General features: G+C 59.1%; 12 protein-coding genes. 5 read left to right on the forward strand and 7 right to left on the reverse strand.

The genetic code is table 11. From position 1 onward, the window contains the following. Positions 1–37: 37 nt before the first annotated feature. From CLU80_RS21955 to gcl, 3 genes are all read right to left on the reverse strand, one after another. Positions 38–931 (reverse strand): 2-hydroxy-3-oxopropionate reductase, encoded by an 894-nt coding sequence (locus tag CLU80_RS21955; protein ID WP_007919937.1) that lies wholly within the window; start codon positions 929–931, stop codon positions 38–40. Positions 932–1,087: 156 nt separating this feature from the next. Beyond that, complete coding sequence (hyi, locus tag CLU80_RS21960; RefSeq protein WP_077571696.1) at positions 1,088–1,870, reverse strand: hydroxypyruvate isomerase; 783 nt, start codon at positions 1,868–1,870, stop codon at positions 1,088–1,090. 140 nt (positions 1,871–2,010) lie between these two features. Beyond that, positions 2,011–3,786: a glyoxylate carboligase gene (gene gcl / locus CLU80_RS21965; protein WP_099758386.1), complete on the reverse strand. Its 1,776-nt coding sequence runs from the start codon at positions 3,784–3,786 to the stop codon at positions 2,011–2,013. 268 nt (positions 3,787–4,054) lie between these two features. Between gcl and CLU80_RS21970 the strand changes: the two genes are divergently transcribed. After that, entirely contained in the window at positions 4,055–4,495 is a 441-nt protein-coding gene (locus CLU80_RS21970; RefSeq protein WP_095050212.1) for a GlcG/HbpS family heme-binding protein, read from the forward strand. A 209-nt stretch (positions 4,496–4,704) separates the two neighbouring features. Continuing rightward, positions 4,705–5,163: an REP-associated tyrosine transposase gene (locus CLU80_RS21975; protein ID WP_093439884.1), complete on the forward strand. Its 459-nt coding sequence runs from the start codon at positions 4,705–4,707 to the stop codon at positions 5,161–5,163. Between the two features lie 110 nt (positions 5,164–5,273). Here CLU80_RS21975 and CLU80_RS21980 read toward each other — a convergent pair whose 3' ends face one another. Beyond that, positions 5,274–5,882, reverse strand: coding sequence for a TetR/AcrR family transcriptional regulator (locus tag CLU80_RS21980; RefSeq protein ID WP_008083515.1), 609 nt, complete (start codon positions 5,880–5,882; stop codon positions 5,274–5,276). A 135-nt stretch (positions 5,883–6,017) separates the two neighbouring features. Between CLU80_RS21980 and CLU80_RS21985 the strand changes: the two genes are divergently transcribed. Continuing rightward, positions 6,018–6,932 carry a DUF808 domain-containing protein gene (locus CLU80_RS21985; protein WP_099758387.1) on the forward strand — a complete coding sequence of 305 codons (915 nt, stop codon included), beginning with the start codon at positions 6,018–6,020 and terminating at the stop codon, positions 6,930–6,932. Between the two features lie 181 nt (positions 6,933–7,113). Here CLU80_RS21985 and CLU80_RS21995 read toward each other — a convergent pair whose 3' ends face one another. Both CLU80_RS21995 and mlaY read right to left on the reverse strand, forming a co-directional pair. After that, positions 7,114–7,902 carry an MlaA family lipoprotein gene (locus tag CLU80_RS21995; protein WP_034151542.1) on the reverse strand — a complete coding sequence of 263 codons (789 nt, stop codon included), beginning with the start codon at positions 7,900–7,902 and terminating at the stop codon, positions 7,114–7,116. After that, the gene (mlaY, locus tag CLU80_RS22000) at positions 7,895–9,193 is read right to left on the reverse strand and encodes a lipid asymmetry maintenance lipase MlaY (RefSeq protein WP_099758388.1); all 1,299 of its coding nucleotides are present in this window, start codon (positions 9,191–9,193) and stop codon (positions 7,895–7,897) included. Before mlaY ends, CLU80_RS21995 begins: the two co-directional genes overlap by 8 nt. Before the next feature lie 224 nt (positions 9,194–9,417). On the opposite strand from mlaY, the gene CLU80_RS22005 reads away from it, so the two are divergent. Continuing rightward, positions 9,418–9,786 (forward strand): hypothetical protein, encoded by a 369-nt coding sequence (locus tag CLU80_RS22005; RefSeq protein ID WP_099758389.1) that lies wholly within the window; start codon positions 9,418–9,420, stop codon positions 9,784–9,786. Between the two features lie 97 nt (positions 9,787–9,883). On the opposite strand, the gene CLU80_RS22010 is transcribed toward CLU80_RS22005, so the two are convergent. Continuing rightward, on the reverse strand, positions 9,884–11,479 hold the full coding sequence (locus tag CLU80_RS22010) for a glycoside hydrolase family 17 protein (RefSeq protein ID WP_099758390.1): 1,596 nt from the start codon (positions 11,477–11,479) through the stop codon (positions 9,884–9,886). A gap of 286 nt (positions 11,480–11,765) precedes the next feature. Here CLU80_RS22010 and CLU80_RS22015 point away from each other — a divergent pair, with 286 nt between their 5' ends. Further along, complete coding sequence (locus CLU80_RS22015) at positions 11,766–12,617, forward strand: glycine betaine ABC transporter substrate-binding protein (RefSeq protein WP_034151546.1); 852 nt, start codon at positions 11,766–11,768, stop codon at positions 12,615–12,617. The last annotated feature ends 34 nt before the right edge of the window (positions 12,618–12,651 follow it).

Raw genomic sequence — 12,651 nt, forward strand, 5'->3', positions numbered from 1 at the left:
AGCTCGCTCCCACAGGTTTAAGCGGTGGGGCAGTGGCTTATTTGTTGTCGCGAATCGAGAAGTTGGCCATGTGCTCCAGACCCTTGATCAGCGCCGAGTGGTCCCAGTTGCTGCCACCGATGGCCGCGCAGGTGCTGAACACTTGCTGGGCGTTGGCGGTGTTCGGCAGGTTGATGTTCAGCTCCTTGGCGCCTTGCAGGGCCAGGTTCAGATCCTTCTGGTGCAGGCTGATGCGGAAGCCTGGATCGAAAGTGCCTTTGATCATGCGCTCGCCGTGCACTTCAAGAATCTTCGAGGAGGCGAAACCGCCCATCAGTGCTTCACGCACCTTGGCTGGATCGGCACCGTTTTTCGAAGCGAACAGCAGGGCTTCAGCGACGGCCTGAATGTTCAGGGCGACGATGATCTGGTTGGCGACTTTGGCGGTCTGACCGTCGCCATTGCCACCGACCAGAGTGATGTTCTTGCCCATGGCCTGGAACAGCGGCAGAGCGCGTTCGAAGGCATCGGCGTCGCCACCGATCATGATGCTCAGAGTCGCGGCTTTGGCGCCGACTTCACCACCGGACACCGGTGCGTCGAGGTACTGCGCGCCTTTCTCGTTGATCTTGGCGGCGAACGCCTTGGTCGCGGTCGGCGAGATCGAGCTCATGTCGATAACGATTTTGCCTTTGCTCAGGCCGGCGGCAACGCCGTCGGCGCGGAACAGTACGTCGTCGACCTGCGGGGTATCCGGGACCATGACGATGATGAATTCAGCCTCCTGCGCCACTTCGCGCGGGTTGGCCAGGGCGACGGCGCCAGCGGCGACCAGGTCGGCCGGGGCGGCGTCGTGGTGCGCGGACAGGAACAGGCTGTGACCGGCTTTCTGCAGGTTCGAAGCCATTGGGTGGCCCATGATGCCGGTGCCGATAAATCCGATTTTAGCCATGAGAAAATCCTCTTGTTTTTGTCTTGCTCAAGCAAATAGGGGGAAGCTGTTGCCTTTATGTAGGAGTGAGCCTGCTCGCGATTCAGGCGCTGAGGTACATCAGGTGTACCGAGGTGAATTCATCGCGAGCAGGCTCACTCCTACAGGGGATCTGCGTCAGATTGCGTTATGGGTTTTCAGCCAGCCGAGGCCTGCTTCGGTGGTGGTCAGCGGCTTGTACTCGCAACCCACCCAACCCTGATAACCGATGCGATCGAGGTGTTCGAACAGGAAGCGGTAGTTGATTTCACCGGTGCCTGGTTCGTTGCGCCCCGGGTTGTCCGCGAGCTGCACATGGTTGATCTCGCCCAGGTGCGATTGCAGGGTGCGGGCCAGATCGCCTTCCATGATTTGCATGTGATAGATGTCGTATTGCAGGAACAGATTGGCGCTGCCGACCTGCTCGCGAATCGACAGGGCTTGCGCTGTGTTGTTCAGGTAGAAACCCGGAATGTCGCGGGTGTTGATCGCTTCCATCACCAGTTTGATGCCCGCTGCCTGCAGCTTGTCGGCGGCGTATTTCAGGTTGGCGACGAAGGTCTTTTCCACGGTGGCATCGTCAACGCCTTGCGGACGAATACCGGCCAGGCAGTTGATCTGGGTGTTGCCCAGCACTTGCGCGTAGGCAATCGCCAGATCGACACCGGCGCGGAACTCTTCAACCCGATCCGGCAGGCACGCGATACCGCGCTCGCCCTTGGCCCAGTCACCGGCCGGCAGGTTGAACAGCACTTGGGTCAGACCGTTGGCGTCGAGCTTGGCCTTGATTTCGGCAGAGCTGAAGTCGTACGGGAACAGGTATTCAACGCCGCTGAAACCAGCCTTGGCGGCGGCGTCGAAACGGGCAAGGAAATCCTGTTCGGTGAACAGCATGGACAGGTTGGCTGCGAAACGCGGCATGGTGGTCTCCCGTAAATCTTGTGAGGTTCTCCGTGTGGGAGCGAGCCTGCTCGCGAAAGCGGTCTGTCAGCCAACATCCGTGTTGGATATGAAGCAGTCTTCGCGAGCAGGCTCGCTCCCACAGGGAGAGCGGTCAGCAGTTAATCAAGCAGCGAAATCGCCGTTGGCGCATCGTTGCCGACCAGCGCCAGGTCTTCGAATTCGTTGACGGCGTTGATCTCGGTGCCCATGGAGATGTTGGTCACACGCTCCAGAATGATCTCGACGATCACCGGCACCTTGAACTCTTCGATCATCTGTTCGGCCTTGCGCAGGGCAGGGGCGATTTCCGAGGGCTCGAATACACGCAGCGCTTTACAGCCGAGGCCTTCAGCCACTGCGACGTGGTCAACACCGTAACCGTTGAGTTCCGGCGCGTTCAGGTTATCGAAGGACAGCTGCACGCAGTAGTCCATTTCGAACCCGCGCTGCGCCTGACGGATCAGACCCAGGTACGAGTTGTTCACCACGACGTGGATGTACGGCAGTTTGAACTGAGCGCCGACCGCCAGTTCTTCGATCATGAACTGGAAGTCATAGTCCCCCGACAGGGCCACGACTTTCCGGCTCGGATCGGCCTTCACCACGCCCAGCGCTGCCGGAATGGTCCAGCCCAACGGGCCGGCCTGGCCACAGTTGATCCAGTGACGCGGCTTGTAGACGTGCAGGAACTGCGCGCCGGCAATCTGCGACAGACCAATGGTGCTGACGTAGCAGGTGTCCTTGCCGAACACCTGGTTCATTTCTTCGTAAACGCGCTGTGGTTTCACCGGCACGTTGTCGAAGTGGGTCTTGCGATGCAGGCTGGCTTTACGCTGCTGGCAGTCTTGCAGCCAGGGACTGCGGTTTTTCAGCTTGCCGGCGGCTTGCCACTCACGCGCCACTTCGATGAACACGGTCAGTGCTGCAGCGGCGTCGGAAACGATGCCCAGATCCGGCGTGAACACACGACCGATCTGCGTGCCTTCGATGTCGACGTGAATGAACTTGCGACCTTCGGTGTAAACGTCAACCGAACCGGTGTGACGGTTGGCCCAACGGTTACCGATACCCAACACCACGTCGGATTTCAGCATGGTCGCGTTGCCGTAACGGTGCGAAGTCTGCAGGCCAACCATGCCCACCATCAGCGGGTGATCGTCCGGGATAGTGCCCCAGCCCATCAGGGTCGGGATCACCGGGATGCCGGTCAGCTCAGCGAATTCAACCAGCAGATCGCTGGCGTCGGCGTTGATGATGCCGCCGCCGGCCACCAGCAATGGACGCTCAGCCTGATCCAGCAAAGCCAAAGCCTTCTCGACCTGAACGCGGGTCGCAGTCGGTTTGGCCAGCGGTAGCGGCTGGTAGGCGTCGATGTCGAATTCGATCTCGGCCATCTGCACGTCGAACGGCAGGTCGATCAGCACCGGGCCAGGACGGCCGGAGCGCATTTCAAAGAACGCTTTCTGGAACGCGTAAGGCACTTGGCCCGGTTCCAGGACAGTGGTCGCCCACTTGGTGACTGGCTTGACGATGCTGGTGATGTCGACAGCCTGGAAGTCTTCCTTGTGCATACGGGCGCGGGGTGCCTGGCCGGTAATGCAGAGGATTGGAATCGAGTCGGCCGAGGCGCTGTAGAGCCCGGTGACCATGTCGGTACCGGCAGGGCCGGAAGTACCGATGCACACGCCGATGTTGCCGGCCTTGGTGCGGGTGTAGCCCTCGGCCATGTGCGAGGCGCCTTCAACGTGGCGAGCAAGGACGTGATCGATGCCACCGACCTTCTGCAAGGCGGAGTACAGCGGGTTGATGGCAGCGCCCGGGATGCCAAAAGCGGTATCAACCCCTTCACGGCGCATCACCAGAACGGCGGCTTCGATTGCTCTCATTTTGCTCATGGTTTTGTGCCTCTTTACGTTTTGTAATTGTATACAAGTGGCTTTGCGCAGAGTGTATTCACGGCGGACGGCGCAGGTCAATCCATTTTCTCAAGCGCCTGTTTCATTCGTCGGAAGCCTTTCTGACTGTGGCTTTTCGTCGCATGTGGCGCTTTTCGAGAATTATTGTATACAAAAAAATAATTCATTGTGTTCTATTTGTTGCATCGGGCTGCGGCAGAAAACCGCAGGCCCACGACTTTCCCTATAACAAAATGAGGACGGCACCATGAGCGCTTTAACCTTGAAAGTCGCAGTCAACCTGGTCAACCAAGCCATCACTGCAGGGCGCGGCATCAACGCCGCGCCGCTGACCATCGCGGTACTCGATACCGGCGGCCACCTGATCACCCTGCAACGCGAAGACGGCGCCAGCCTGCTACGTCCGAACATCGCCATCGGCAAAGCCTGGGGGGCGATTGCCCTGGGTAAAGGCTCACGCCTGCTGGCACTGGATGCACAACAACGCCCGGCGTTTATTGCCGCACTCAACAGCATGGGCCAAGGCAGCGTCGTGCCGGCACCGGGCGGTGTGTTGATTCGGGATCAGGCGGGGAATGTGCTGGGCGCGATCGGCATCAGCGGGGATTTGTCGGATATTGATGAGCAGGTGGCGATCAGGGCGGTGGAGGCGTTGGAGTTGAGGGCGGATGCGGGGGTGGCTGCTTGATCTTTAGCGTCTGAACTGAAGTCTTCGCGAGCAAGCTCGCTCCCACAGGTTTGTGTTCTGTCACATAAAGTGTGAACACCTCAAATCCCCTGTGGGAGCGAGCTTGCTCGCGAAGGCGATTCAACGGACACATCTGGCTAACAGTCTTGACGCTTCCTCCCCGTGTACAGATCTAACCTTTCAGGTCATCTCTTGAAAGGGGCAAAGGAATGCCGAAACTGTCCGCTTCACATCGCTTGCGCTTTGGTCGTTACGACGAGCCCAACCGAATTTATCTGCTGACTGCCAATACCCTATATCGCGAACCTGTTTTCCACGATTTTGCGTTGGGCAGGTTGGTCGTTGACCAATTTCGACGCGCCCAAGAGCAGGGCTTTGCCGACTCTTTGGCGTGGGTGGTTATGCCTGACCACTTTCATTGGTTGATCGATTTGAAGCGAGGTTCCTTGAGTGACCTGATGCAACGGACCAAATCCTTGAGCGCGCGGGCTGTGAATATGGCTGCGGATAGAAAAGGCAGTTTGTGGCAGCAGGGATTTCATGACCGTGCGCTGAGGCGGGAAGACGATTTGGTGAAAATGGCGCGTTATGTCGTGGCCAACCCATTGCGGGCAGGTTTAGTGCAGAAGTTTGGCGACTATCCCCTGTGGGATGCGATGTGGGTCTGACAGGCTAACCGAGTCGCTCCATTCGCGAGCAAGTTCGCTCCCACATTGGATCTGTGGCGTTCACGAATCCCTGTGGGAGCGAGCTTGCTCGCGAAGCGGTCACCGCGGTCTTACTGATCCGGCTCACACCCCTTCAACACCAGCCGGATAATCGTCTGCGCCGCCGCTTCATAATCTGCCTCGTCCAGCTTGTCCTTGCCGGTCACCGCAGAAATCTGCCAGTCGAAGTCGGCGTAGGTCTGGGTCGCGGCCCAGATGCTGAACATCAGGTGATTAGGGTCGATCGGGGCAATTTGCCCGCGGTCGATCCAGCTCTGGATGCAATCGATGTTGTGCTTGGCCTGGCCGTTGAGTTGCTCGACCAGGTCGGCGCTGAGGTGTGGGGCGCCGTGCATGATTTCGCTGGCGAATACTTTCGAGGCGAAGGGCAGGTCGCGGGAGATGCGGATTTTCGAGCGGATGTAGCCGCTCAGCACTTCGCTCGGTACGCCGTCCGGATTGAACGGGGTCGAGGCCTGCAAAATCGGCACGATGATGCTTTCCAGAACCTCGCGGTAGAGGTTCTCCTTGGACTTGAAGTAGTAGTAGACATTGGGCTTGGGCAATCCCGCCTTGGCGGCGATGTCGCTGGTTTTGGTCGCAGCGAAGCCCTTGTCGGCAAACTCCTCACTGGCGGCACGCAGGATCAGTTCTTTGTTGCGCTCGCGGATTGTGCTCATAAACCCGGTGGTTCCTTGCCTGTTCTGGCGGTTGCGCATGGTAGCACCGGCCTCGCGCGGCGCTCAAGAATGCCCCGTGTGGTCTGTGGTCGCGTTATGCTTCGCACCATTCATACATAAAAGGAAACAGGATTCATGGCAGGAAGCAGTTTGCTGGTGCTGGTCGACGATATTGCCACTGTGCTGGATGACGTGGCGTTGATGAGCAAAATGGCCGCCAAGAAGACCGCCGGCGTACTCGGCGATGATCTGGCGCTCAACGCCCAGCAGGTCTCCGGCGTACGTGCCGAACGGGAAATCCCCGTGGTCTGGGCCGTGGCCAAGGGTTCTTTCGTCAACAAACTGATTCTGGTGCCATCGGCGCTGGCGATCAGTGCGTTCGTGCCGTGGCTGGTGACGCCATTGTTGATGGTCGGCGGTGCGTATCTGTGCTTTGAGGGTTTTGAGAAGCTTGCGCACAAGTTTCTGCACAGCAAGGCTGAAGACGAGGTCGAACATGCGCAACTGACTGAGGCGGTAGCCGATCCGGCGACCGATCTGGTGGCCTACGAGAAAGACAAGATCAAAGGCGCGATCCGCACTGACTTTATCCTCTCCGCAGAAATCATCGCGATCACCCTGGGCACCGTGGCTACTGCTTCGCTGACTCAGCAAGTGATCGTCATGTCCGGTATCGCGATTGTGATGACGGTGGGCGTGTATGGACTGGTGGCGGGCATCGTCAAACTCGACGACCTCGGCTTGTGGCTGACGCAAAAGCCTGGGCAGTTGGCGAAGAAAATCGGCAGCGCCATTCTCAGTGCCGCGCCGTACATGATGAAAACCCTGTCGGTGGTCGGCACGGCGGCGATGTTCCTGGTCGGCGGCGGCATCCTCACCCATGGCGTGCCGGTCGTGCATGACTGGATTGAAGGCGTTGGCGCCGCGGCCGGTAGTGCCGGGTTTGCGGTGCCGATGTTGCTCAATGGCGTGGCGGGGATCATCGCTGGTGCTGTGGTGTTGGCGGTGGTTTCCGTTGTCGGCAAAATCTGGAAAGCCCTGAAAAACTGACATTCAACACAAAACCCTTTGTAGGAGTGAGCCTGCTCGCGATAGCGGTGTGTCAGCACTGCAAATGGTGGCTGGTACACCGCTATCGCGAGCAGGCTCACTCCTACAGTTGATTTGTGTTGTCCCAATAAAAAGGGCCATTCAATTTTCATTGAATGGCCCTTTTTTGTGCCTGCCGTTTTTACTCGGCGATCTGCAACTTACGCGCTTCGGTATACACGTAACGCACCTTCTCGTACTCGAACGGCGAGTTCATCTGGCCGTAGCGGAAGCTGGTCTGGTAGCGCTTGTCGACCGCGCGCAGGGCCCAGATTTCCGGGTGGTTGGAGCTGACTTCCGAGACGTTGAGGAAGTTGATCGCTGATTCGGCGGTGTAATCCACAGCAAGACCGGCGGTGTCGCGGATGTTCGACGGGCCGAGGATTGGCAACACGAAGTAGGCGCCGCCCGGTACACCGTAGAAGCCCAGGGTCTGGCCGAAGTCTTCGCTCTGGCGCGGCAGGCCCATGGCGGTCGCTGGGTCCCAAAGGCCGGCAATGCCGATGGTGGTGTTGAGCAGCAGGCGCGCGGTGGTTTCCATCGAGCGCTGACCTTTGAACTGCAACAGGCTGTTGACCAGGTTCGGCACGTCACCGAGGTTGTTGAAGAAGTTGCTTACCCCGGTACGCACAAAACTCGGCGTGATGTAGCGATAGCCATCGACCACCGGCAGGAACACCCATTGGTCGAAGCGGTAGTTGAAGTGGTAAACCCGACGGTTCCACGACTCCAGCGGGTCGTAGACGTTCAGCGCGTTGAGCGTCGAACGCTCGAACTCGCGCTGATCCAGCCCCGGGTTGAACTTGAGTTTGGACAGCGGCTCTTTGAAGCCGTCGCTGTCGACGACGACCGGCGCGTTGGCTTTACTGTTGTCGGCCTGGGCCACGCCTGCGCAGAGGAGCGCTGCCATCAGCAGGAGATATTTAGCCACGGAAGAACTCCAGCATGGCGTCGCTGTTGACGCGGTAGTTAAGGTTGCCGCAATGGCCGCCCAGTGGATAAACGGTCAGACGATCACCGAACGTTTTACGCAGGAAACCGAGATCGCCCGGGCCGAGGATCACGTCGTCGGCGTTGTGCATCACGGCGATTTTCGGGCTGTCATGCAGGTAATCCTTCAGCGCATACAGACTGACCTGATCGATCAGTTGCAGCAGGCTGCCGCCGTCAGTGCGCGCACGCCACATCGGGATCACCTGTTCGGTCAGGTAGCAGTCGAAGTCGCACTGCAGCGCACGCTTGAGGAACGGCGTGAGGCTGGTGCCTTCGGTGATCGGGAATTTCGGCGGGGTGATCAGGCCGCGACGGTTGATCAGATCCGAGGTGAAGGCAATGTCGGCCGCTGAGAAGCGGAACGAGGTGCCGATCAGCATCGCCATCTGTTCGTTGGTCAGGTGCTGCTTGGACTGCTGGAAGTCGTAGAGCAGCGCATCGTTGAGGTCGATGTAGCCTTTCTGCTGGAAGTAGCGGGTCAACTTCGACAGCACCAGTTCATAGAACGTGGTGCTGTTGTTGATGCCTTTCACCTCGGTTTGCACCAACTTGTCGAGGTTGGTCACCGAGGTGTAGAGGTTGACCGGCGGATTGAGCAGCAGGACTTTCTTGAAGTTGAAGCTGCGGCGCGTCTCGTCCAGATGCGCTACGAAGGCGGCATCAAGGGCGCCGAGGCTGTAACCGGTCAGGTAGTACTCGGTCACCGGCAGTTTCGGGTTCTGCGCGCGCACGGCCTGCATCACCCGATACATGTCTTCGGCGTCTTCCTTGGTCACGCCCGGGGTCGCGAAGCGCGAGGCGGCGCTGATGAAGTCGAAACTGGTCGGCGACGACAATTGCACGACGTGGTAGCCGGCCTTGTAGTAGAGCTTTTTCAGGTATTCGTTGAGGGTGCTGTCATAACGCGCGCCGGTGCCGGCGATCAGGAAGATCAGCGGTGCCGGTTTGTCCTGGGTGGCGATGCGATAGGTGAGTTTTTTCACCGCCCAGAAGTTGTCCGGCAGGATGAACTCTCGCTCCGGGCGCAACGTCAGGCTGCGGTCCGACTGATTGATGTCGTCGTCCAGCGGCAATTCCGGGCGCAAGTCCGGCGGCGTCGTGGCGATGGTCGCCTCGAACGGGTTGGTCAGGGGGTAGCCATAACTGGCGGCATCGATATCCACCGCCAGTGCGGACGCACTCAAAATAAGGCCGCTGAACAGCGCGGCGAAGCGCAAGGAACGGAGCATGACTAGATCCCTTAGAGGAAGGTGCCGAATGAAGTTCGCAGGCTATGACCACCGGGGTTGCGCCAAAGTGCCATGCTGCGGCACCAAACAGGCAGAATTCGGAGTAATAGTAGCTGGACGATACACTTTGCACGCCCTCAATGAACAGTTAACAGTTGTTAGTTCTTGCACACGGCTGGCGGCAGATTAAGCTGGCCGCCGATTTCCGAAGATTGGAGTGTTTCATGTCCCGCCGTTTGCCCGTGATTTTGCTGCTCGTTCTGTTGCCGTTGTGGCTGGCCGCCAGTTATGGCGCGCGTTATGGCTTTATGGAAGACGGAAAGTGGGTGGGCATCTGCGTGGATGAGGCCAGTCGCTGGGAATGTCAGGTGCGCTCGAACCTGGGCTGGATGATTCATTTCAAGGTGTTGGGCTGGACGGCGCTGGGTGCGGCGTTGATCGGGTTTGTATTGCCGGGGCGGGCAGGGTGGTGGCTGGCGGTGCTGGCACTGGTATTCGGGGCGCCGGCGCTGGCGTTGTACAACACCACGTTGGCGGTGTTTGCGTTGGTGATTGCCGGGTTGCGTCTGGTCCGCGAGTCCCGCAGCGCCTGACAGTCAGTCTTCGCGAGCAAGCTCGCTCCCACATTTGGAATGCATTCTCCTGTGGGAGCGAGCTTGCTCGCGAAGAGGTCTTTAGCCTCGCTGAAAATCAGACCTTGCGAACGCGAAGGCAGCGCCACAAAGCAGCCACCATCAACACACTCACCAACGCCCAACCCCACGCCTGCTGATTCTGCAGGCCTTCCTGATACAACTGCGGCGCAATCCCCGTGCCGACAATAAACGTCAGCAACGCAATCTCGCGACGCGGCACACTGACCGGACGGCACAGATAAACCAGCGCCGGCAGCACAAACGCCATGCTCGCAAAGCTGCGATAACGCGGATCGAAGACCATCTCCAGCATCATCACCGCTGCGGCAAAGCCTGCTGCCGCGACCAGCCAGCCCGCGCGGCGCTCCAATAGATTGAACGCCCGCTCACGCCAGCCAGTCCGCGTGCTCAGCGTCAACGCCGCGTGTGCCAGAACCAACAGATTCAACACCGTCAGCAAGCCGACCCACAACCACTCACTGGCAAACCGCGTGGTTACCCGTGCGAGATCACCCCAGGCGCCAATCGAGCAAGCGGCGAGGGCGCCCAGCAGCGGCAACACCAGCGCTGAGCGCGTAGTGCGGACGCGACCGCCAAGGATCAGCGTGCCAAGAAAAATCAAACCACCGACCGCCAGCCATTCCTTCCAATAGGGGACGTTGGTCACCGGCCCGGCCAGCACGCCCTTGTCGTGACGGTCGGCATCGAACAAGCCCCAATAGCCACCGACTGCGCCTTCACTGCCGCGCTTCCACGGCTGGTCGAAGGCTTCGATCAGGTTGTAATGCCAGCCTTCCTTCTCGGCCATCGCGACAAAACCACGAATGAATTTGGCCTCATTGACCCGACTCGGCAGGGCGGTTTCGCGCTGACGGCCTTCGCTCGGCCAGCCGGTTTCGCCGATCATCACGTCTTTCGGTGCGAATTTATTACCGAACACCTGGCGCACATCCGCCACATGCTGCAGGGCGACATCGATGTTCGACGGATCATCTTCCCAGTACGGCAGCAAATGAATTGTCAGAAAGTCCACCGCTGGCGCGACTTCAGGATGCTTGAGCCAGAACTCCCAGACATCGGCGTACGTGACCGGTTGCTTGACCTGACTTTTGACCTTGTTGATCAATCGGGCCAGTTGCGCGCCGGTGACTTCCTTGCGCAGCAGCGCCTCGTTGCCGACGATCACTGCACTGACCACATCCGCGTTGGCGTTGGCCGATTTGATCAGCAGGTCGACTTCCTTTTCGGTGTCCACCGGGTTGCTGTTGACCCACGCGCCGATCATCAATTTCAAGCCGTGTTTGCGCGCCAGATCCGGCAGCGCTTCCAGGCCCGTCATCGAGTAAGTGCGTATGCACTCAAAGCGTGTCGCCAGCAATGCGAGGTCGGCGTCCATGCGCTCCGGGCGCAGTTTGAACGGCACGTCGAACGGCGATTGGTCTTTATCGAACGGGGTGTAGGAGGCGCACTGCAATTTATGCGTCGGGGTCGCGGCGTCGGGCAGGATCACTGGTTGGCCGAGGCCGTACCAGAAGCCGCCGAGGGCAAACAGCCCCAGCAGGCAGGCGAAGAGATAAGGCAGAAAAGGGAAGCGGGAGGTCGCGGACATGGTCAGGCCGAGTGGCTGCAAAGCGACGCATGTTACCTGCATTTATAGAGGGGTTGGTGGCCCGCATGATTTTGACATGCAAAGTTCGGGCGGATTATTTGGCGTCATTTATATAGCCGCGATTAATGGCCTTCTGATGTCGTTTCTCGTTGCCTTGAGGTCGCTGACAGAGCAGGTCGCTGCGGGCGTCAGGTTGATGATCGAAAGCGTCAGTACTCCGCTGACGACGAACGAGTTTGCGGTCAGGCGTGATGGGGGCGCCGTGCACCATAACAATACGTTGACGCCGCCCGTCATCCGTCGGGCGCAGCATTTCGGGGAAGTAACGATGAAGATGCGACGACTTTTAGGCGCAAGTGCTGCTTTGGTGCTTGCGATGAGTTCCACTTTCGCCAGCGCAGAAAAACAGACCCTGAACATCGGTTACGTTGACGGCTGGTCCGACAGCGTTGCGACCACCCACGTAGCGGCCGAAGTGATCAAGCAGAAACTCGGCTACGACGTGAAACTGCAAGCCGTCGCCACCGGGATCATGTGGCAGGGCGTAGCCACCGGCAAACTCGACGCCATGCTCTCGGCCTGGCTGCCCGTGACCCACGGCGAATACTGGACGAAAAACAAGGATCTGGTCGTCGATTACGGCCCGAACTTCAAGGATGCGAAAATCGGCTTGATCGTGCCGGAGTATGTAAAAGCCAAGTCGATCGAAGACCTGAAAACCGATGACACCTTCAAGAATCGCATTGTCGGCATCGATGCCGGGTCAGGCGTAATGCTCAAGACCGATCAGGCGATCAAGGATTACGGCCTCGACAAATACAGCCTCAAAGCCAGTTCCGGCGCCGGCATGATTGCCGAGCTGACCCGTGCCGAGAAGAAAAACGAATCCATCGCCGTCACGGGTTGGGTGCCGCACTGGATGTTCGCCAAGTGGAAACTGCGCTTCCTCGACGACCCGAAAGGCGTGTATGGCGCAGCTGAAACCGTGAACAGCATCGGCAGCAAAGAGCTGGCAACCAAGGCGCCGGAAGTGGCCAAGTTCCTGAAGAACTTCCAGTGGGCGTCGAAAGACGAAATCGGCGAAGTCATGCTGGCGATTCAGGACGGTGCCAAACCTGAAGCCGCGGCCAAGGATTGGGTGGCCAAACACCCGGATCGCGTGGCTGACTGGACCAAATAACCGCCACACCGCCTAACCCTGTGGGAGCGAGCCT

Origin of the sequence: Pseudomonas sp. 29, assembly GCF_002754355.1 — a bacterium.
Lineage (GTDB): Bacteria > Pseudomonadota > Gammaproteobacteria > Pseudomonadales > Pseudomonadaceae > Aquipseudomonas > Aquipseudomonas neuropathica.